19 protein-coding genes are annotated in these 21,226 nt (G+C 66.1%); 8 read left to right on the top strand and 11 right to left on the bottom strand.

Features of this window, described 5'->3' with window-relative positions; genetic code table 11:
* The first annotated feature begins 1 nt into the window (after nucleotide 1).
* Nucleotides 2–2,389, top strand: a complete 2,388-nt coding sequence (locus ACLBYA_RS20325) for a CaiB/BaiF CoA transferase family protein (protein ID WP_447711239.1) — start codon at nucleotides 2–4, stop codon at nucleotides 2,387–2,389.
* Here ACLBYA_RS20325 and ACLBYA_RS20320 read toward each other — a convergent pair.
* The 11 genes from ACLBYA_RS20320 to ACLBYA_RS20270 form a co-directional block, all read right to left on the bottom strand.
* Complete coding sequence (locus ACLBYA_RS20320) at nucleotides 2,386–3,663, bottom strand: hypothetical protein (RefSeq protein ID WP_447711238.1); 1,278 nt, start codon at nucleotides 3,661–3,663, stop codon at nucleotides 2,386–2,388. The genes ACLBYA_RS20325 and ACLBYA_RS20320 overlap by 4 nt on opposite strands.
* Nucleotides 3,660–4,640: an NAD-dependent epimerase/dehydratase family protein gene (locus ACLBYA_RS20315; protein ID WP_447711237.1), complete on the bottom strand. Its 981-nt coding sequence runs from the start codon at nucleotides 4,638–4,640 to the stop codon at nucleotides 3,660–3,662. The genes ACLBYA_RS20320 and ACLBYA_RS20315 overlap by 4 nt, the downstream gene beginning before the upstream one ends.
* On the bottom strand, nucleotides 4,637–5,707 hold the full coding sequence (locus ACLBYA_RS20310; RefSeq protein WP_447711236.1) for an NAD-dependent epimerase/dehydratase family protein: 1,071 nt from the start codon (nucleotides 5,705–5,707) through the stop codon (nucleotides 4,637–4,639). The genes ACLBYA_RS20315 and ACLBYA_RS20310 overlap by 4 nt, the downstream gene beginning before the upstream one ends.
* Before the next feature lie 3 nt (nucleotides 5,708–5,710).
* Nucleotides 5,711–6,556, bottom strand: coding sequence for a mycofactocin-coupled SDR family oxidoreductase (locus ACLBYA_RS20305; RefSeq protein WP_447711235.1), 846 nt, complete (start codon nucleotides 6,554–6,556; stop codon nucleotides 5,711–5,713).
* A gap of 221 nt (nucleotides 6,557–6,777) precedes the next feature.
* Entirely contained in the window at nucleotides 6,778–7,488 is a 711-nt protein-coding gene (locus ACLBYA_RS20300; RefSeq protein WP_447711234.1) for a TetR/AcrR family transcriptional regulator, read from the bottom strand.
* Nucleotides 7,489–7,686: 198 nt separating this feature from the next.
* Nucleotides 7,687–8,463, bottom strand: coding sequence for an acyl-CoA dehydrogenase family protein (locus tag ACLBYA_RS20295; protein ID WP_447711319.1), 777 nt, complete (start codon nucleotides 8,461–8,463; stop codon nucleotides 7,687–7,689).
* Between the two features lie 53 nt (nucleotides 8,464–8,516).
* On the bottom strand, nucleotides 8,517–9,656 hold the full coding sequence (locus tag ACLBYA_RS20290) for an acyl-CoA dehydrogenase family protein (protein WP_447711233.1): 1,140 nt from the start codon (nucleotides 9,654–9,656) through the stop codon (nucleotides 8,517–8,519).
* The gene (locus tag ACLBYA_RS20285) at nucleotides 9,653–10,081 is read right to left on the bottom strand and encodes a nuclear transport factor 2 family protein (protein ID WP_447711232.1); all 429 of its coding nucleotides are present in this window, start codon (nucleotides 10,079–10,081) and stop codon (nucleotides 9,653–9,655) included. The genes ACLBYA_RS20290 and ACLBYA_RS20285 overlap by 4 nt, the downstream gene beginning before the upstream one ends.
* Nucleotides 10,071–11,330 carry an amidohydrolase family protein gene (locus ACLBYA_RS20280; protein WP_447711231.1) on the bottom strand — a complete coding sequence of 420 codons (1,260 nt, stop codon included), beginning with the start codon at nucleotides 11,328–11,330 and terminating at the stop codon, nucleotides 10,071–10,073. Before ACLBYA_RS20280 ends, ACLBYA_RS20285 begins: the two co-directional genes overlap by 11 nt.
* 3 nt (nucleotides 11,331–11,333) lie before the next feature.
* Nucleotides 11,334–11,663, bottom strand: a complete 330-nt coding sequence (locus ACLBYA_RS20275) for a hypothetical protein (protein WP_447711230.1) — start codon at nucleotides 11,661–11,663, stop codon at nucleotides 11,334–11,336.
* The gene (locus ACLBYA_RS20270; RefSeq protein ID WP_447711229.1) at nucleotides 11,656–12,987 is read right to left on the bottom strand and encodes an aromatic ring-hydroxylating oxygenase subunit alpha; all 1,332 of its coding nucleotides are present in this window, start codon (nucleotides 12,985–12,987) and stop codon (nucleotides 11,656–11,658) included. Before ACLBYA_RS20270 ends, ACLBYA_RS20275 begins: the two co-directional genes overlap by 8 nt.
* 320 nt (nucleotides 12,988–13,307) lie before the next feature.
* On the opposite strand from ACLBYA_RS20270, the gene ACLBYA_RS20265 reads away from it, so the two are divergent.
* From ACLBYA_RS20265 to ACLBYA_RS20235, 7 genes are all read left to right on the top strand, one after another.
* Complete coding sequence (locus tag ACLBYA_RS20265) at nucleotides 13,308–14,606, top strand: amidohydrolase family protein (protein ID WP_447711228.1); 1,299 nt, start codon at nucleotides 13,308–13,310, stop codon at nucleotides 14,604–14,606.
* A gap of 84 nt (nucleotides 14,607–14,690) precedes the next feature.
* The gene (locus tag ACLBYA_RS20260; RefSeq protein WP_447711318.1) at nucleotides 14,691–15,881 is read left to right on the top strand and encodes an acyl-CoA dehydrogenase family protein; all 1,191 of its coding nucleotides are present in this window, start codon (nucleotides 14,691–14,693) and stop codon (nucleotides 15,879–15,881) included.
* A 73-nt stretch (nucleotides 15,882–15,954) separates the two neighbouring features.
* A complete protein-coding gene (locus tag ACLBYA_RS20255; protein WP_447711227.1) occupies nucleotides 15,955–16,713 on the top strand; it encodes an SDR family NAD(P)-dependent oxidoreductase in 759 nt (252 codons plus the stop codon).
* A gap of 5 nt (nucleotides 16,714–16,718) precedes the next feature.
* Nucleotides 16,719–17,927 carry a CaiB/BaiF CoA transferase family protein gene (locus tag ACLBYA_RS20250; protein ID WP_447711226.1) on the top strand — a complete coding sequence of 403 codons (1,209 nt, stop codon included), beginning with the start codon at nucleotides 16,719–16,721 and terminating at the stop codon, nucleotides 17,925–17,927.
* Entirely contained in the window at nucleotides 17,924–18,745 is an 822-nt protein-coding gene (locus ACLBYA_RS20245; RefSeq protein WP_447711225.1) for an enoyl-CoA hydratase/isomerase family protein, read from the top strand. The genes ACLBYA_RS20250 and ACLBYA_RS20245 overlap by 4 nt, the downstream gene beginning before the upstream one ends.
* An 8-nt stretch (nucleotides 18,746–18,753) precedes the next feature.
* Nucleotides 18,754–19,899 carry a thiolase family protein gene (locus ACLBYA_RS20240; RefSeq protein WP_447711224.1) on the top strand — a complete coding sequence of 382 codons (1,146 nt, stop codon included), beginning with the start codon at nucleotides 18,754–18,756 and terminating at the stop codon, nucleotides 19,897–19,899.
* 8 nt (nucleotides 19,900–19,907) lie between these two features.
* Nucleotides 19,908–21,056, top strand: coding sequence for an acyl-CoA dehydrogenase family protein (locus ACLBYA_RS20235; RefSeq protein ID WP_447711223.1), 1,149 nt, complete (start codon nucleotides 19,908–19,910; stop codon nucleotides 21,054–21,056).
* Nucleotides 21,057–21,226 lie beyond the last annotated feature (170 nt).

Raw genomic sequence — 21,226 nt, 5'->3', positions numbered from 1 at the left:
CATGAGCGCACCACTGTCTGGATACACCGTCATCGACCTGTCCAGCGGTATCGCCGGCGCGTACTGCGGCAGAATCCTGGCCGATGGCGGCGCCGACGTCGTCAAGATCGAGTCATCCGAGGGCGACCCACTGCGCCGTTGGTCGGCGTCGGGGGCCGAATTCGACGGCGACGGTGCCCTGTTCACGTACCTGGCCGGCGGGAAGCGCAGCGTGGTCGCCGACCCCGAGCTGTTGGAACGGCTGCTGGCATCGGCAGATGCGGTCATCTGGTCACCGGGGTCGCCGGTGTCACCGCAGGATCTGCACTCCCGGTACCCGCACCTGATCGTCACCGCGATCACTCCGTTCGGTCTGGACGGGCCGTGGCACGACCGGGCGGCCACCGAATTCACCCTGCAGGCCTGGTCCGGCGGCGCGATCGGGATCGGGCGCGGATCCCAGGACCGCGCGCCCGTGCACGTCGGCGGCCAAGTGGGGGACTGGGTCACCGGTGCCTACGCGGCCGCGATGATCCAGGCGTTCCGGATGCGCGCCTTGCGTGACGGGCACGGGGAACTGATCGACCTGTCGTCGTTGGAGGCGCAGATCCTGTGCCTCACCTACTATCCGGTCACATATTTCGACATGCTGGGCAGGCCGTGGCGCACCGAGCGGCGGCCGACGGTGCCCGGGGTGGCCGAGGCCGCCGACGGTCTGGTGGCCCTGGGTTGCGGTACCGCTCAGCAATGGCATGACCTGTGCGCGATGTCCGGTCACGACGAGTGGATCGACGAGACCACCTCACTGACCATCACCGAGCAGGCCAATCTGCACGCCGAGGAACTGTACGACTGGTTGCGGGACCAGAAGATCGACGACGTCCGGGACCTGGCCTCTGCCTTCCGGATACCGAACTCCCCGGTCGGCAACGGCGAGAACGTCACCGCCATGGACCATTTTGTCGAACGCGGCGCGTTCGTCGGTAATCCGGCGGGTTTCGTCCAGCCGGGGCATCCCTACCGCATCGGCGGGGTCTCCCTGCGCGACCCGCAACCGGCACCGGCGCTGGGCGAACATACCGCCATGACGGCCACCGCTGTGCCGGCACCGAAACCGGCGCCGGAGGGACCGCCGGATCGGGACCGGTTGCCGTTCAGCGGTCTTCGGGTCTTGGACATGACCACCTTCTGGGCCGGTCCGTCGTGCACCCACGTGCTGGGGATGCTCGGCGCCGATGTCATCCACCTGGAGTCGACCGCGCGTCCCGATGGAACCCGGCTGATCGCCGGCATACCGGCGACCGAGGAACTGTGGTGGGAACGTTCGCCGATCTTCTCGGCGCTCAACACCAACAAGAAGTGTCTGACGCTGGACTTCCAGACCGAGGCCGGCCGCGATCTGCTGCGCAGGCTGATCGCCACTTGCGACGTGGTGGTCGAGAACTTCACGCCGCGGGTCATCGATCAGATCGGACTGGACTTCGAGACCGTGCGCGGCCTGCGCGACGGTGTGATCATGCTGAGGATGCCCGGGTTCGGCCTCGACGGTCCGTGGCGGGACAACCCGGCCTTCGCCTACATCATCGAGGACGCCACCGGCTTGAGCTGGCTCACCGGATTCCCGGACCGCACCCCGTTCGAGCCGTATTCGGTGGGCGATCCGAACGCCGGAATCCACGCGCTCAATGCGCTGCTGCTGGCACTCGAGCACCGCCGACTGACCGGCGAGGCCGTGCTGGTCGAGTCGGCGATGGCCGATGCCGCCCTGAACATCGCCGCCGAGCAGGTGATCGAGCACTCCGCTTACGGTGCACTGCTGCAGCGGGCGGGCAATCGCGGACCGGGTGCGGCGCCGCAGAACATCTACCGCTGCGCCGATATCGACGAGTTCGGCCGGGCCGACAGTTGGGTCGCGATCGCCGTGACGACCGACGAACAGTGGACTGCCTTGCGCACGGCGCTGGGCAACCCGGCCTGGGCCACCGATCCGGTGTTGTCGACGCACGCGGGCCGGCAGGCGCAGCACGACCTGCTCGACGAGCATCTGGAAAGCTGGTGTGCGACCCGCGGCGGCGACGAGATCGTCGAGGCACTGTGGCCGGCCGGCGTCCCGGTGGCCAAGGTGATGCAACCGCACCGGCAGACCGAACTGCCCCAGTTGCGACACCGCAGGTTCTTCGAGTTCGTCGGGCACCCGGTGAATCCGGCGGCACCGCACAGCACGCTGCCGATCACGTTGGCCAACGGACCTTCGGAGTTGCACCGCAGGCCGGCGCCGATGTTGGGGGAGCACAACCGGGAGCTGCTCTCTGCGCTGGGCCTGACCGACGAGGAGATCGACGACCTCGAAGAAGACGGCGTGATCGGTACCGAACCGGGTGTGGGCGGGCACAAGAAAGCCGTCCGCTAGTGGCCCGTCGGTAGCCGGTCAACCAACGCACCGAAATCCTCGGTGTCCCAAAGATACAGCGCATTCGACAGCATCAACAAGGGCGCGCGTACCCGCTCGACATCGCTGATCCGCGGGTCGTGGCGGTCGGTCACCGGCTGCAGATCCGGCACCGCGGAACGGATGACCTCGGGAACGTCGAGCAGCCAGGCCGTCGCCATGACCGCGATGTAGAGCATCAGTTGGGTGCGCAGCACCTCGAGGTCCAGCGGCGGGCCGCCGGCCGTGGCGAACTCGACGGCGAAATGGTCCAGCAGTCGGTCGAGGTGATCGGCCCACAGCCGCGTCTCGGCGCTGCACAGCGCACCCCAGAGCGCCATCGACACATTCATCGCGCTGACGCAGCCCCAGTCCATCAGTCCGCACTGCAATACGTCGTCGGTATCGCGCCAGAACCACGCATTGTCCACATTGGCGTTCCAGTGGCACAGCGCATTATGAGCGCTCGAGTCGTGCAGCCAGGCCATGATGTCGTCCTCGGCGGCGGCGATCCGTCCGACGTCGGCAACCATGCGGTCGACGAAGATGCTGTTGTGCAACACATCCGGTAGTAGGCCCGGGTGGTCGGCGGCGAACTCCGCGAGCCTGCCCACACGATCGACGAGGGTGGCGTGATTCGGACGAGCCCGATGGCTGACGCCCACCTTGTCCGCATCGAAACGGAATTCGACGTCCACCGATGCCGGTAACCGACCGCCGCGGTGCGCACCTGCGAGCCGGGCGACGCTGCTGAGCAGTGCCTCATAGTGACCGACGTCATCAGGCATCGCGTAATCGAGGCATTTTTCGTAATGGGGTTCGATGCCATCGGACCCGTAACCGATGCGCTCGGTGATGAGGATGCCGGTGCCGGTGTCCTCTTGATAGGCGGCGAATACACAGGCGGGGACCGCAACCGGCAGTGCTGTGCGTGCCGACAGCACGCCGAATCGGACTTCGAGATCCATCTGCCACCGGCCGCGGTCCCGACGGGGATCGTCGAAGTCGCGGGAGAACTTGACGAACAGGTCCGTCGGCGGGCCGGGTCGGGCATAACTGACCTCCAGCGCCGCCTTGCGACCGGTGCTACCGCCGCCGCATTCGCGAAACCCGGTGACCGCGGTGACCGAGTTGTCGGGCGACAGCGTGCCGAACTGACGCATCGCAGTGGTCAGAAACTCCGCGCCGGCATCACGTAGCGAGTCCGGTTCGGCCGGGAACAACAGCCCGGATTCCGCGGTCGCCCAGCGTGTCACGAACGTTGATCGGCGAAGAACCGGACGGCGCGCTGGATGGAATCACGCACCGGTTCGGGTTTCCAACCGAGTTCGCGCACCGCCTTGGAATGGTCGAGCCGTCCCATGTTGGTCACGATGCGCATGCCGACCGCGGCAAACGGGAGGTCACGATCGAGCACGCGGGCCGCCAGATCATTGATATGCGCCCCGATATAGAGCACCGGCAGCGGGACCCCGATCCGTGGGGCCCGCACCCCGGCCGCATCCGCTGCCACCGCGTGCAGTTCCTGGGAGCTCATGAAACGGTCGGAGATGATGTATCGCTCACCGTCGCGGCCACGTTCGGCTGCCAGCAGCATCGCTCGCGCAGCGTCCTCGATGCCCACCACTTCGAGCGCATAGTCGAAATAGAACGGGAACCGCCCCGCGGCGACCATCGCCAGTGCCCCGCCGTGTGGGGTGGGCTGCCAATCGCCCGGGCCGTAGGTGGTGGAGATGCACAACGCCACGGCCGGCAGCCCGCGATAGTGGGCGTAGTCCAGCACGAGATTCTCGGCGGCGCGCCGCGATTCGATATACGGTCCGCCGCCGTCCCAGTCGGCTGCGTCGTCCTCGGTGACGGCCCGCTCGGGCCGGGACGCGGCCAGGGTGCCCACCGTGCTGGTGAAGACGAACTTGCCGATGCCGGTGGCCAGCGCGGCGTCCAGGACGTGTCGCAGGCCCTCGACGTTGGTGGAGAACAACGCGCCGGGATCACGCAGCCACATCCGGGCATCGACGACGCAGTAGTAGACGACGTCGACCCCGGACATCGCCGACCGCAGGGCCTCGTCGTCGAAAAGGTCGCCGTAACAACGTTGTACGTGGAGATCGTCGATACCGCGGGTGTCGCTGGTCTTGCGCAGCATGACCCGGACATCGTCGCCGCGCGCGACCAGCTGGCGGGTGACGTGCGAGCCGAGGAATCCGCTGGCTCCCATCACGAGTACCGTCATGCCGGCACGGTGTCCAATCCGGTGTCACCGAGTCGGGCGCTCAGCGCGCCCCAGGGGTCGGCGTACCGGCAGGAGGCATTGCGGTATGCGCCCTGACGTTTCACGAAGGCACGCGCCAGCGGGGCGATCAGCCGGGATGGATGACGCTTCCAACCGGTCTGCGCCCGGATCTCGTCGAGCATGTCCGGCCAGGAGTGGTGCTGGAACCTCAGTGCTTCCTGGGCGCGGGTGGTGTCCATCCAGTCGGTGATGAACCAGTCGTCATCGCTGTCCGGGTTGCCGGGCCGGCCCGGCGGCAGTACACCGGGCAGACCGCGGGCCGCGGCCAGCGCTGCCCCGACGTCACCTTGCCGCATCCGGTGGGTGTCATCGCCGGCGATCAGCAGGATCTCACCGACGACATCGGCGACCGTCGCGGTGGCGAAAGCACTTGCGACATCGCGGACGTCGACCATGTGGATGCGGTTGTCGACCGGTAGTGCGCTCTCGAAGTACAGCGCATCCATCGTGAACGGCAGGGCCGACAGGTCGGTGCTCATGACACCACCGAGGCGTAGCACCACCCAGTCCAGGGCGGAGGCACGGACGTAGACCTCGGACTCCAGCTTGTGCTGACCGTAGAGCTCGGTGGGCCGAGGGGGAGTATCCGCCCGCACCGGATCGGGATTGCGGTGCGGGTTGCGGGACCCGTACACCGCGTTGCTGGAGGCCTGTACGAAGCGTGGTGGCCGGGCTGCTGCCGCGGCGGTGTCCACCAGTGTCTTCGTGGCGTCGACGTTGACCTTGCGCGCCAGCCCGCGGGATCGATAGATCGGCGGCGGGATGACGGCGGCCAGGTGCACGATCGCGTCGGGTGCCACCTCGGCGATCAGGCGGGTGACGTCGTCGGGTCTGGTCAGGTCGGCCCAGTGCGCGCGTGCGCCGGCCGGAAGTGACTGGGCCTTGGCACGATTCGCGTCGGTGCCGAGGTCGGTGGCCACGACAGAGCGCCCCTCCGCGGCCAGTGCCCGCACCGTGGCCGAGCCGACCAGACCGAACGCCCCGGTGACCAGGACGGTGTCGGACATCGGCTACTTCAGGCAGCTACCGGCATCCACCGGCAGGGTGACACCGGTGATGTAGCGGGCCTCGTCGGAGGCCAGGAACAGCACGGCGTTGCTGATGTCGACGGCGTTGACCCACGGGATCGGCAGGGTGTGGAACATCTGGCAGATGGGTGCCATGTCGTCGGGGCCCGGGTTCTCCAGGTCGGGACGGAACATCTTGAACGTGCCCTCGTTGTGCAGCATGTCCGTGTTGACGTGCGTGGGGTGCACGGTGTTGGCGCGGATGTTGTGGTGGCCGAGTTCGACCGCGAAGCCGCGCATCAGGCCGACGACGCCGTGCTTGGCCGAGACGTAGTTACCGCAGTGCGGGTAGGCCTTCAGCCCGCCGACCGAGCTGGTCAGGATGATGGAGCCGCCGCGGCCACCGGCGATGATATGCGGCACAGCGGCTTTGACGGACTTCCAGACACCCGACAGGTTGATGTCGATCATCTCGTCCCAGTCCAGCTCGCTGGTCTCGTGCAGCGGGTCGCCACCGTTGCCGATGCCGGCGTTGGCAACCACGATGTCGAGGCGGCCGAGCTGTTCGACACCGCTGTCGACGGCGGCCTTGAGCGCGGCGGCGTCGCGCACGTCGACCTCGGCGGTGACGATGCGGCGGTTCAGGCCCTTGACCAGGTTGGCGGTCTCGGCCAGGTCATCCGGGGTGGAGGCCGGGATGGCGGTCTCCACGCCGGGCCGGATCGGTCCCGCGATGTCGATGGCGATGATGTCGGCGCCCTCTTCGGCCAGCCGGACGGCGTGGCTGCGACCCTGTCCGCGTGCCGCGCCGGTGACGAATGCGACCTTGCCTTCTACCCGACCTGCCATCGTTCCTCGATTCTCAGCGTGTTCTGCGGCCTGCTTGGCACTCGCTCAGCACTCTGTCACCGGGTGGGTACCCGTGTCAACGACAGACTCAAATCGGGATATTTATACTCTCTGTTTACAAGAACATGATTCTCGGAGAGTGTCACCGAGAGCACACAAAACGCGGACGGGCGCCGGATCATCGTCCGGCATCCGTCCGCGTTGTGCGACGAAAGTGAGGATCAGTCCTCGGTGGTGAAGCCGTGCGCCACGAAATCCCAGACCTCGTCGGCGGTGATGGGCTTGTTGGTGGCGTCATCGCTACCGCTGGACTGTGCGACGAACATGACGGTCTGCATGGTCATCGCCGCCATCCGGCGCGGGTTGATCGTCGGCCGCAACCGGCCGGCCTCGGAGGCATCTTCCATCAGCTCGGTTAGCAGCACCAACAGGGGTGCGTGGGCCACCTTCACCTCCGACGGATGCGATACCAGCAGGCGCGGCGCGAAATCGGTGAACAGTGGCCGCTTCGCCGTCGGATCCGGCCGGGACGACTCGAACAGCAACTCAATGGCCACCTTGAGACGTTCGATCGGATCGGTCTGGCTCGCAGTGGCGGCACGGATCTGATCCGCCGAGCGACTCAGCGCGTCCTCGAAGAGCGCCAGCAGCAACTCGTGCTTACCGTCGAACTGAAGGTAAAAGCTGCGCAGCGACTGCCGGGAACGGTCGACGACCTCTTGCACGGTGAAGTCCGTGCTGCCCTTCTCGATGATGATCGACTGGGCGGCGTCGAGGAAGCGCTGAACGCGTTGGGCAGCACGCAGCTTCGCGGTCTTGATGGACCGTTCGACGGCACGCTGCTTCCAGGCGGGTTCCTCGCTTGCGCTGGTCACCGGCGCCTCACCAGTGGGGAGAACATGAATGGACTGTACCGGAGAATGCCTGGGCATTGCTTCGCTCCACCCCCTCGCGACGTACGTGTCGGAGACTCTAGCTTTCTCATGACGAGAATACTATTCTCATTTCCGCAGTTTCAGAAGACCTACCGGAAAACCGGCTTTCCCTGAACTGCGATTCCTGCCGAGACTACGATTTGTGGCACGAAAACAGGTGCGGAGCAGCACAAACCGTAGCGTCGGCGATGAGATCTAGAGCTGTGCGAGGCGCGGAGCGGAGCCGCGGGCACGCAGGCCGGCGCCGGCCTTACGGGTGAGTTCGCGGGAGTTTCCGAGCAGTCCGTCGAGGACCATCACCCGCTTCACATGGTGGTGCAGATCATGTTCTTCGGTGAACCCGATACCGCCGAGCACCTGCTGGCAATGCTTGGCCGCGGTCAGTGCGGCCTTGCCTGCGGCAGCCTTGGCCAGCAGTGCGGTCAGGTCGGGGTTGTCGGCACCGGGCAGCAGCAGCGTCGCCTCGGCACCCTCGATGGCGACAAGGGTCTCGGCGAGCCTGTGTCGTACCGCCTGGAAGCCGGCGATGGGCTTGCCGAACTGGACGCGGTCGAGGGCATGCTGACGTGCGAGGCTGAGCATCGCTCGCGCGGAGCCGACCAACCACCAGGACACCGCGACGCGGGCCTCAGCCAAGCGCAGCAGTTCGCCCTCGTCCACCCGCCGCAGCGGCAGTCCGCCCAGGACGTCGAGTGCCGTGGAATTGTCGAGCACCCACTTGTCGATTTCATCGGTGACAGGTCGCTCCCACACCACCTGGATCCCGCCGGCGTACGGGAGCACCGGGAGACCGCCCGGCGGGCGTCGCGAGGACTGCAGCACGACGTCGTTGAGAATCGATGCGTGCGAACCGGTTTCGCCCAGCAACCGGAACACCAGGGCGATCGCCTGGTCAGGTGCGTCGGCAAGCATGTCGGCCCAGCCCAGTTCCACCAGCGCCACATCGAGATCCGGGCCGGACTTCGTGAGCATGGTCCTGCGCAGGCCGTCTTCGAGCAGATCGAGGTCCGAGTTTCCCGCCACGTTCACTCCTTACCGAGGTCCAGCAGGCGGCGCGCGATGATGTTGCGCTGCACCTCGGCCGTTCCGCCGTAGATGGTGGCGGCCCGCGAGTACAGGAACTCGGTGCGCCACTCGTTGTCGTCGAGTTCGATCAGTCCGGGCTGCAGATCGCGGACCGTGTCGTAGAGGCGTTGTTCGGCACCGGCCAGCAGGACCTTGTCGATCGAGGTGTCGGGGCCGAGCTTGTGCCCGTCCGCGAGTCGATGCTGGGTGGCCCGGGAGCGGCAGCGCAGGGTGTGCAGTGCCAGATAGGCCTCGCCCAGGTCGGTATCCGCTGCCTGGCCCTGACGTTTCACATCGTCGATGAGCACGTCGAACCGCGAGTACAGGTAGGCGATGCGCTGCCAGAAGCAGGTCGAGCGCTCGTAGGGCAACAGATCCATCGCCAATTGCCAGCCATCGCCGGGCTTTCCGAGCATGCGGCCGGCGTCGACCACGACATCGTCGAAATAGACCTCGCAGAATTCGTCCACACCATGCATGGTGTGCAACGGGCGGATGGAGATTCCCGGGGTGTCGGTATCGACGAAGAACGCCGTGATCCCCTGGTGGGGCGAGCGAAGCGACGGGGATTCAGCAGAGTGGCCACCCGTGCGGGTCAAAAGGATGCACCGGTGCGAGAACTGCGCGAAGCTGGTCCAGACCTTCTGGCCATTGATTATCCAGCGGTCGCCGTCTTGGACGGCGCGGGTGGTCAACGACGCCAGGTCACTTCCGGAACCGGGTTCGGAGAATCCCTGGCACCACTGCTCCTCGCCGGAGAGCAGTTTGGGCACCATCTCGGCGGCGAGCTCGGGGGAGGCGTAATCGATCATGGTCGGTGCCAGCACCTCGAGCATGGAGTACGGGCCGGGCTCGGCGAGGCGCCGGCCGACCACCTCTTCGCCGACGATGGCTCGCAGCATCTCGGGGCCACCCAGTCCGCCGGCGTGCTCGGGCCACCCGTAGCGGCTCCAGCCGGCGTCGTAGAGGGCCTTCTGCACCCGCGCGAACTGGCGGATGTGACCTTCCAATGAATCGTCGTCGGGCGCGGTCAGATCGTTTGCGCCGAGCCACTCCTGGAGCGCTGCCCGGAACTGCGTGGGGTCGTGTAGCTCGGTCACGCAGAAGGCCGTCCGATCGCGTGTGGTTTGCCGTGGTCGTGCGCACCGCTGCGGCGGATGAAGGTCATCGCCCTGGTCCGCAGCCGCCAACCGTCCTCGGTGCGCAGGTAGGTGTCGCGGTAGTAACCGATCCGCATATCGTGCGCGGAATGCTCGATGAAGCACAGCGGCTGGGTGCCGCTTGCGGTATCGGCGCCCTCCTCCAGCTCGACGAGCGCCGTGCCGGTCATGAACAGTCCCTTGGGCGCGGCGTCGACAAGCACCGGAAAGCGTTCCAGCGCATACGTATCACCGAACGCGCTGTAGGTGCCGTCCGGAGTGAACACGCTGACCAATCCCTCTACGTCACCCTGGGTGATGGTGACCGCATATTTGGCCAGCAGCTGCTGGATTTCGACCAGGTCATCAGTTCGGCTAGGAGCCATCGGCGTACTCATTCTTGTAGACCTTACCGCCCTTCATTACAAATGTAACCGCTCGTGTAACGGTGATGTCCTGCAGGGGGTCGCCGGGCACGGCGATGATGTCGGCGAGGTAGCCCTCGGTCAACCGTCCGAGATCCTTGGCGTTGATCAGATCGGCGGCGATCGTGGTGGCCGACCGCAGCACCGCGGCCGGCGGCATACCCCACTCGACCAGTGTGACCAGCTCGTCGGCGTTCTTGCCGTGCGGGATCGCCGGGGCATCGGTGCCGACGGCGATCTTGACGCCGGCCTCGTAGGCCGCCTTGATGGAGGTCTCGGCCTTGGGGAACATCTCGGCAGCCTTGTCCTGCAGCACCTTCGGTGCCTTGGAGACGTCCATCGCCTGGGCGAGCCGGCGGGTGGTCACCAGGAACCGGTCGTGTTCGACGAGCATCGCGATGGCCTCGTCGTCCATCAGGAATCCGTGCTCGATGCAATCGATACCGCAGGCGACCGCGTGTTTGACCGCCTCGGCGCCGTGCGTGTGGGCGGCCACCCGCAGGCCGCGCCGGTGCGCCTCGTCGACGATCGCCCGCAGTTCCTCGTCCGAATAGTGTTGCGCCCCGGCCTCACCGGTCAGTGACATGACGCCGCCGGAGACGCAGACCTTGATCAACTGGGCGCCGTGCTTGATCTGATAGCGCACGGCCTTGCGGATCTCGTCGACGCCGTTGGCGATGCCCTCCTCGACCGTCAGCTCGAGTGCGCCGGGCATGAACGCGGCGAACATCGTCGGGTCCAGATGGCCGCCGGTCGGGGTGATCGCGTGTCCGGCCGGGACGATGCGCGGCCCCTCCACCCAGCCGGCGTCGATCGCCTTGCCGAGTGCGACGTCCAGCAGATAACCACCGGTCTTGACGAACAATCCCAGGTTGCGCACCGTGGTGAACCCGGCCCGCAGGGTGCGGCGGGCATTGCCGACCGCGCGCAGCACCCGGGTCGGGGGATCGTCCTGCACCTGGGACAGTCCGGGGTTCTCGCCCCGGCCGCCCATCAGCAGATTGACCTCCATGTCCATCAGGCCGGGCAGCAGAATGGCGTCGCCCAGGTCGATGATGTCGCCGGCATCGGCGGAGCCGATGAATGATTCAGCTTCGCTTCCGACGGCAACGATCCGGTCACCCTGGACACGGACGATGCCGGGGCGAATGATCGCCCCGGCATCGACGTCGACCAGACCCGCGGCTTTGAGGGTCAGTACGTCACTCACGGCCTAGACCACCGGCTCCTTGATGAGGTTGATATACGCCGCGCCGCTGTCCAGCACACGCGGCTGCTTCCACACCTCGATGGGGAAGCTCACCATCACGATCGACTGCCCCAGATGCACCAGCGCCTTGGCGTCCTCGGGCATGCCCTTGAGCGGGAACCGGGCGTCGACGTACACCATGATCTCCTCGAGGCGGGCCATTCCCGCGTCGTAGAGCTCCTGCATCTCGTCCATCGTGGAGTTGAGCCGCTTCTGGTAGCGCTCCTCCTCGGTGGGCAGGCACCAGTCCGCGAACCGCTCGAGGTCGGCGAATTCCTCTGGCAATTTAGACATTTGCGGATTCCTTCTTGGTTCCGGCAGATCCGTTCGAGGCCCCGTTGCCGGCCGCCTTGGCTTCTTTATACCGATCGACGTACTGGTGCGCGGTCATATGCAGGTGACGCAGCAGGATCTCCTGATCGCACAGCGGGAAGTCGAGGACGGCCCGGGTGCCGATCTGAGTCTGGGTGGCCTCCAGGGTGTTGGCGTCCTGGAATGCGTACTCCTTGAACGTCACCGCGGCCAGCTCCTGCGACAACCGCTCGCGCAGGTTCTTCGGCGGCACGAAGTACAGGTCGGCCTCAAAGATATGGCTGTCCACACCGGTGGGCCAGTAGTTGTAGGTCAGGTACCAGCCCGGCACCCAGAACAGCAGCGTCCAGTTCGGGAAGAACTCGAAAGAGTCGGTACCCCAGGTCTTGTGGCGACCGGGGTTGATGGCCGGCGGCAGCTCGTCGGGCAGGATGCCGTCGATGTCGGGCCGGTCCCACGGCCCGAACAGCCCGCTGTGCAGAATCTGCTCGATGGGCTTGACCATGTTGAGATCCTTCGGCGGCGACATGCCGCCCCACGACGACACCATCGAGTGGTCACCCTTGATGTCATAGGCCAGCGCCTCGAAACCGAAGTTGGCCAATTTCTCGGCTTCGGCCTTTTCCGCCTGCTTCATGTGCAGGATCGGCGCGTGGTAAAACTCGGTGAAGGCGTCGATGAACAGCTTCCAGTTGGCCTTGATCTCCGAGCGGTAGCTGTAGTGCTCGGTCATCTCGTGGAACGGGTAGCCCTTCAGGCCTTGGCCGAAGTCGCCCAGGTACTCCTCGAGGGACACCGCGTCATCGTCGAAGTTGACGAAGATGAAGCCTTCCCACACCTCGCAGCGCACCGGCTTGAGCGGATAGTCCTGCTTGTCGAGGTCGAAGAACTCGCTCTCCTGCTGGACGAAGGTCAGATCGCCCTTGAGGTCGTAGCGCCAGGCGTGGTACTTGCAGACGAACTGGCGGCAGCTGCCGGAGACCTCCTCGCCCGGGTAGTCGTTCCACACCAGCTTGTTGCCGCGGTGGCGGCACAGGTTGTAGAACGCACGGACCTGGTCGCCGTCGTTGACGATGATGATGGACACGCCGGGTCCGACGGACGGCAGCTCGCGGGTGACGTACCGGCCCTTCTTGGGGATCAGCTCGATGCGCCCCATCTGCAGCCAGGTCTTGCGGAAGATGGCCTGCTGCTCCAGCTTCCAGTGCTCGGGGTCGATCGAGTCCTCGTAATTGACTGGGGCGGTCCCGAGCTCGGGCCAGTTCTCGGTCCAGCTGCCGGCAGCCGGTTTCGGGAAAAATGCCACGGTGTACCTCTCCTGTGTGCGATGGGCCGGGACGAGCCCCGGGTGCTCCCGAGGTCGTCTTCTCCGCTACGAGAATCATATTCTCATATCTGACTAACAGATTTCCACTGTTTCATCGTAAGGTCAACAAGGAGGCTCGCGGCAGCGCCTCCCGATGGCGTGCTCCGCAGCTGAAATGGCGCGGTCAGAGGCGCGTGGGAGGTCTTTGGACGTTGATTCTCATCCGATGAGAAGATAGTTTGCATTGGTAGAGAACCAGCTCGGCGGACGGAACGTCGGGTCGCTGCGCACCTTGACGGATCGGCGAAAGGGAACAGTCCGTGCACTACGACGACATGATTTTGATCAGCGTTGACGATCACATCATCGAACCGCCCGACATGTTCAAGAACCATCTGCCGGAGAAGTACCGTGACGAGGCGCCGCGGTTGGTGCACAACCCGGACGGTTCCGATACCTGGCAGTTCCGGGACACGGTCATCCCGAACGTGGCGCTCAACGCGGTCGCGGGCCGGCCCAAGGAGGAATACGGCTTGGAGCCCCAGGGGCTCGATGAGATCCGCAAGGGTTGTTATGACGCCGCCGAGCGGGTCAAGGACATGAACGCTGGTGGTGTGCTGGCCACGATGAACTTCCCGTCGTTTCCGGGGTTCGCTGCCCGACTGTTCGCCACCGAGGACGCCGAGTTCTCGATGGCCTTGGTGCAGGCCTACAACGACTGGCACATCGACGAATGGTGCGGCTCGCATCCGGGCCGGTTCATCCCGATGGCGATCCCGGCGATCTGGGACCCGCAGTTGTGCGCCCAGGAGATCCGCCGGGTCTCGGAGAAGGGGGTGCATTCGCTGACCTTCACCGAGAATCCGGCCGCCCTGGGCTATCCGAGCTTTCATGACATGGAGTACTGGAAGCCGTTGTGGGATGCCCTGGTCGATACCGACACGGTGATGAATGTGCACATCGGGTCCTCGGGGCGGTTGGCCATCACCGCCCCGGATGCGCCGATGGACGTGATGATCACGCTGCAGCCGATGAACATCGTGCAGGCCGCGGCCGATCTGCTGTGGTCGGCACCCATCAAGGCCTACCCGGATCTCAAGATCGCGCTGTCTGAGGGTGGGACGGGGTGGATCCCGTATTTCCTGGACCGGGTGGACCGCACCTATGAGATGCATTCGACGTGGACGCATCAGGATTTCGGTGGGAAGTTGCCCTCGGAGGTGTTCCGGGAACACTTCATGACGTGTTTCATCTCTGATCCGGTGGGGGTGAAGAACCGGCACATGATCGGTGTGGACAACATCTGCTGGGAGATGGACTACCCGCACAGCGACTCGATGTGGCCCGGTGCCCCTGAAGAGTTGGGCGCGGTGTTCGACACCTACGAGGTGCCCGATGACGAGATCAACAAGATCACCCACGAGAACGCGATGCGGCTCTACCACTTCGAGCCCTTCACCCACATCCGGCGTGAGCAGGCCACCGTCGGCGCCCTACGCAAACAGGCCGAAGGACACGACGTCTCGATCCAGGCACTGAGCAATCACGAGAAGCGAGGTGGCTCCAGCGTTGCCGACTTCACCGCCAACGCGCGGGCCGTCACCGGGGTCAAGGACTAGCACGACAGAGCGGAATGGCACCGGCGTGCGATGTGGCGCGCCGGTGCGTGAGCATGCGAATCGAGGGAGACACCAGTGTCCGGAATGAACTTCGAACTGACCGAGGATCAGCAGCTGATCCGTAAGTCGGTGGCCGAACTGTCGGCCAGGTTCGACGACCACTACTGGATGGAGAAGGACCAGGCCCACGAGTTCCCGACCGAGTTCTACGATGCCATCGCCGCGGGTGGCTGGTTGGGAATGACGATCCCCGAGGAGTACGGCGGTCACGGGCTGGGAATCACCGAGGCCACCATCCTGGCCGAGGAGGTGGCCCGCTCTGGTGGTGGGATGAACGCCGCCAGTTCCATTCACATGTCGATCTTCGGAATGCAGCCGGTGGTGGTCTTCGGCTCCGACGAGATGAAGGCCGAGACGCTGCCCCGCATCGTCAACGGGGACCTGCATGTCTGCTTCGGTGTCACCGAACCCGGTGCGGGCCTGGACACCTCGCGCATCACCACGTTCGCCAAGCGTCATGGCGATGACTCCACCGGCCATTACATCGTGAACGGCCGCAAGGTGTGGATCTCCAAGGCGTTGGAGTCCGAGAAGATTCTGCTGCTGACCAGGACCGAGAGCCGCGATGACGTCGAGAAGCGCGGGGGCCGGCCCACCGAGGGTTTGACCCTCTTCCTCACCGATATCGACCGCGACCACGTCGACATCCGCCCGATCAAGAAGATGGGTCGAAACGCGGTGTCCTCCAACGAGGTTTTCATCGACGACCTGCGGGTGCCGGCCGCTCACCGGATCGGTGAGGAGGGCAAGGGATTCTCCTACATCCTGCACGGGCTCAACCCCGAGCGGATGTTGATCGCCGCCGAGGCGCTGGGTATCGGCCGGGTGGCGCTGGACCGCGCGGTGAAGTACGCCAATGAGCGTGTGGTGTTCGACCGGCCCATCGGGATGAACCAGGGCATCCAGTTCCCGCTGGCCGATTCGCTGGCCCGGTTGGATGCCGCCGAGCTCATCCTGCGCAAGGCCACCTGGCTCTACGACAACGGTAAGTCCTGTGGACGCGAGGCCAACATGGCCAAGTATCTGTGCGCGGATGCGGGATTCGGCGCCGCCGATCGTGCGTTGCAGACCCACGGCGGGATGGGTTACTCCGAGGAGTACAGCATCTCCCGGTTCTTCCGGGAGTCACGGCTGATGAAGATTGCCCCGGTCAGCCAGGAGATGATCCTGAACTTCCTGGGCGCCAACGTCCTCGGACTGCCCAAGAGCTACTGAGCCCGCACGAGGGCCATCTGCACCGTCGCGCGATGACGACATCCCGCGACGTACCGAGAGGAATGGACTTGTCATGCGCACTTACTTCGACCTGACCGGCCGTTCGGCCCTGGTGACCGGGGCCGGCGCGGGGATCGGTGCGGCGGTGGCCGAGGCGTTGGCGGCCGCGGGTGCGATCGTGCTGGTCACCGATATCAGCGCCGAGGCGGCCGCGGCGGTGGCGCAACGGATCAACGCTGCCGGCGGCAAAGCCGACAGTGCCGCGCTGGACGTCAGCGATCGGGAGGCGGCGACGGCCGCGGCCGAGCGGGCTGCTGCACTCGGTGAGGGCAAGCTGCACATCGTGGTCAACAACGCCGGGGTGACCGCACCGGCGATGTTCCCCAAGCTGACCGACGAGACCTTCCGGTTGACCTTCGACATCCACGTGATGGGCACCTTCCACGTCACGCAGGCGGCGTTACCGCACATCCCCACCGACGGGACCGGCCGCGTCATCAACGTGACCAGCTCGGCCGGTATCACCGGAACGCTCGGCCAGGTGAACTACTCCGCCGCCAAGGCCGGCATCATCGGTTTCACCAAATCGCTGGCCCGCGAGCTGGCGACCAAGAACATCATGGTCAACGCGCTGGCGCCGCTGGCCGCCACGCCGATGACCGAGACGATCCGGACCAACGAGAAGTTCGCGGCCAACATGATGCGGCGGATCCCGTTGCAACGCTGGGCCGAGGCCGACGAGGTGGCCGGAGCGTTCGTGTTCCTGGCGTCTGACGCCGCGTCCTATGTCACCGGGCAGGTGCTGCCGGTCGACGGCGGCATGGTTATGTGACATACGTGACAGGTCCACTCAACGGCATCACCGTCATCGCCATGGAGCAGGCGGTGTCCGCGCCGATGTGCACCCGGGTGCTCGCCGACTTCGGCGCGCGGGTGATCAAGATCGAGAACCCCAAGGGCGGGGATTTCGCACGCGACTACGACGATGTGGTGCTCGGGCAGGCGGCACATTTCGTCTGGGCGAACCGCGGTAAGGAGTCGGTGACGCTCAACCTCAAGTCGCCCGACGGCATGGCGGTGCTGCACCGGTTGCTGTCCGGCGCCGACGCCTTCGTCTCCAACCTGGCCCCGGGTGCCACGGCCCGGCTCGGACTCGGACCGGAGGATCTGCGTGCCCGGCATCCGCAGCTCATCCCGGTCGAGATCGACGGTTACGGGCCGGGCGGGCCGCTGTCGGAGAAGCGCGCCTACGACCTGCTGGTCCAGGCGGAGTCGGGGTCCTGTGCGGCGACCGGTTATCCCGGGATGCCTGCCAAACCCGGGGCGCCGGTCGCCGATATCACGACCGGTCTGTACTCGGCACTGTCGATCATGGCGCTGCTGCTGGGCAGGGCGCGCAACGGAGCCGACGACCCGGCACCGGCCGTCGCGGTCAGCCTGTTCGACACCATGACCGACATCATGGGCTACCAACTGACCTACACCCAGCACTCGGGCGTGGATCAGGAACCGTTGGGCATGAGCTCACCGGCGGTCGCACCGTACGGGGCGTTCGGGACCCGGGACGGGCAGACGGTGGTGCTGGGCACCACCAACGACCGGGAGTGGCAGCGGCTGGCCCGCGAGATCATCGCGCGGCCCGACCTGGCCGACGATCCGCGGTTCGCCACCAACCCGCAGCGCTGTGCGCACCGCGACGAGCTCAACCAGGCCATCGAAAGCTGGTGTGCACAGCACGATCTGGACGACATCCAACGGATCGCCGATGCCGCCGGCATCGGCAACTCGCGGTACAACAAACCCAGCGAGGTGATCGCCCACCCGCATCTGGCCGCCCGCGATCGCTGGCGCCAGGTGGGTACCCCCAACGGCGAGATCGCCGCGCTGCTGCCGCCGCCGGTGATCAGCGGGCTCGAGCTCGGTATGGGGGCGGTCCCGGGCCTGGGTGAGCACACCGACAAGGTGCTGGGCGAGTTGGGTTTTGACGACGCCGCGGTCGCGGACCTGCGGGCCGGCGGTGCGATCGGGCCGGAATACGCATCATGACCTCGCTGCTGGTCGACGACCGCGACGGTGTGCGGACGCTGACGCTGAACCGTCCGGACCGCAAGAACGCCATCGACGTCGAACTGTGGCATGCGCTGGCGGCGGCGCTGCGTGCCGCCGACACCGACGACGCGGTGCGGGCCGTGGTGCTCACCGGGGCGGGTGGGGCGTTCTGCTCGGGCGCCGATATCGGCACCGGCGAGGTGGTGCACCCGCGCCGAAAGCTGCAGCGGCTCACCGATGTCGCCCTGGCACTGCACAACCTCTCGGTGCCGACGATCGCCAAGGTCACCGGTGTCGCGGTCGGCGCGGGGTGGAATCTGGCGCTGGGCTGCGACCTGGTGGTGGCCACCCCGGAGTCCCGGTTCTGCCAGATCTTCGCCAAGCGGGGCCTGTCGGTCGATCTGGGTGGCTCCTGGCTGCTGCCCAAACTCGTCGGCCTGCAACAGGCCAAACGATTGGCCTTACTGGCCGACATGATCGACGCCACCGAGGCACACCAGCTCGGTCTGGTCACCTGGGTGCGCGAGACCGATGAGATCGACGATTTCGTCGACACGTTGGCAGATAGACTGGCCGCCGGGCCGCCGTTTGCGCTGGCCCAGAGCAAGGCCCTGCTCAACGACGGAGCGACCGTCAGCTTCGCTCAGGCGTTGGCCAATGAGGCCCGCGCCCAGCCGGGCAACTTCGCCACCACCGACTCGGGGGAGGCCTACGCGGCCTTCGCTGCGAAGCGTGATCCCCAGTTCACCGGAACCTGGGCCGTGCCGGCCTCCTCGGGGGCAGGAGCGGAGCGACCCGGGGGAACAACACAGTAGGAGAAGTGATGCGCGAGACCGTCATCGTCGGAGCCGTGCGTACCCCGGTCGGGAAACGCAACGGAGGCCTGTCCGACCAGCACGCGGCGGACCTGTCCGCACTGGTACTCAACGAACTGTCCGAACGCACCGGAGTCGACCCGTCCCTGGTCGACGATGTGGTGTGGGGCTGCGTCTCCCAGGTGGGGGACCAGTCGAGCAATATCGGCCGCTACGCGGTGTTGGCCGCCGGCTGGCCGGAGAGCATTCCGGGCACCACCGTCAACCGGGCCTGCGGATCCAGCCAGCAGGCACTGGATTTCGCGGTGCAGGCCGTCATGTCGGGACAGCAAGACGTCGTGGTGGCCGGCGGTGTCGAGGTGATGAGCCGGGTCCCGCTGGGATCCGCGCGCGCCACGGGTCAGCCCTATGGGCCGAAAGTCTTTGCCCGCTATGACGATTTCTCGTTCAACCAGGGGATCTCGGCCGAGCTGATCTGCCAGAAGTGGGACCTGTCGCGCACCCGGTGCGACGAATACTCGGCGCAATCGCATGAGCGGGCCGCCGCCGCACAGGATTCCGGCGCCTTCATCGACCAGATCGTCCCGGTGTTCACCGACTCGGATGTGATTACCGTCGATGAGGGCATCCGGCGCGGCACCACGGTGGAGAAGCTCGCCGGACTGAAGCCCGCGTTCACCGAGGATGGCGTGATCCACGCCGGGAACTCCTCGCAGATCTCCGACGGGGCCGCCGCGCTGTTGGTGATGACCGCCGATCAGGCGCTGAATCTGGGCCTGACACCGTTGGTCCGCTATCGCGCGGGCGCGGTCACCGGGGCCGACCCGGTGCTGATGCTGACCGGGCCGATCCCGGCGACCGAGAAGGTGCTGCACAAAGCCGGTGTCGGTATCGACGAGGTCGGGGTGTTCGAGGTCAACGAGGCGTTCGCGCCGGTGCCGCTGGCCTGGCTGGCCGAGACCGGGGTGGACGAGGCCAGGCTGAACCCGCTCGGTGGGGCGATCGCGCTCGGGCATCCGCTCGGCGCATCCGGTGCCGTGCTGATGACCAGGATGATCCATCACATGCGCGACAACGGTATTCGCTACGGGCTGCAGACCATGTGCGAGGGCGGCGGTACCGCCAACGCCACGCTGGTCGAACTCGTCGGTTAGGGAGTCACATGCAACGCAATCTGTTCACCGAGGATCACGAGGCGTTTCGTGAGCTGGCCCGCGACTTCGTCGAAAAGGAGGTCGTGCCTGCCTATCCCGAGTGGGAGAAGGGCGGCCGGATGCCGCGTGCGGTGTTCGAGAAGATGGGCGCACTCGGCATGCTCGGTATGGCCATCGACGAGGAGTACGGCGGTGGTGGCGCCCCCGATTACCGCTACAACGTGGTGCTACAGGAAGAGGCCGCCCGCGCCCTGGTGACGCTGTCGACGGTGCGCACCCAGCTGGAGGTGATCCTGCCGTACTTCCTGCACTACGCCAACGAGGAACAACGCAAACGCTGGTTCCCCGGCCTGGCCGACGGGTCGCTGCTGACCGCGGTGGCGATGACCGAGCCGGGCACCGGATCGGATCTGGCCGGGATGCGCACCACCGCGGTGCGTGACGGTGACGACTGGATCCTCAACGGCGCCAAGACGTTCATCACCGGCGGCATGCAGGCCGATCTGGTGATCGTCGTCGCCCGCACCTCCACCGACCCGGACAACCGCCGCCGCGGTCTGACACTCTTCGTGGTGGAGGACGGCATGGCGGGGTTCACCCGCGGGCGTGAGCTGGAGAAGATGGGCTGCAAGGTGCAGGACACCGCGGAGCTGTCCTTCGTCGATGTGCGGGTGCCGGCGGCCAATGTGCTCGGTGAGCTCGACGAGGCGTTCGGGTACTTGGGGCACAACCTGCCCCAGGAGCGGCTCACCGTCGCCGTCGGCTCCGTGGCGCAGGCGCGCTCGGCGATCGCCGCGGCCATCGACTACACCAGGGACCGTAAGGCGTTCGGCACGCCGGTCGCGTCGTTTCAGAACACCAAGTTCGAACTCGCGGCCTGCTCCACCGAGGTCGAGGCCGCCCAGATGATGCTGGACCGGGCGATCCAGCTGCACGTCGACGGCGACCTGTCCCCGGCCGACGCGGCCCGCACCAAACTGTTCTGCACCGAGATGCAGGCCCGGGTGATCGACCGCTGCCTGCAGCTGTTCGGCGGCTACGGCTACATGATGGAGTACCCGATCGCCCGGCTCTACACCGACGCCCGGGTCGCCCGGATCTACGCGGGCACCAGCGAGGTCATGAAGGTGATGATCGCCAAGGACCTCGGCCTGTAGCGAATCCCGCGCGCTCGGTGACGGCCGTCGGCGTTACAGATCGCGGGTAAATCGCAAGGTGGGGGACGCCGTGACAACTTTTCCGAACTTTGTTAAGTGAGACCCTTGTCACAGGGCCCCCAACCAACCTACTGTGTGTTCAGTTGGTTGGTTCACGAGCGAGACAGGGG

It is taken from the genome of Mycobacterium sp. C31M (genome assembly GCF_053345865.1).
This window is presented reverse-complemented; position numbering and strand designations above follow the sequence as displayed.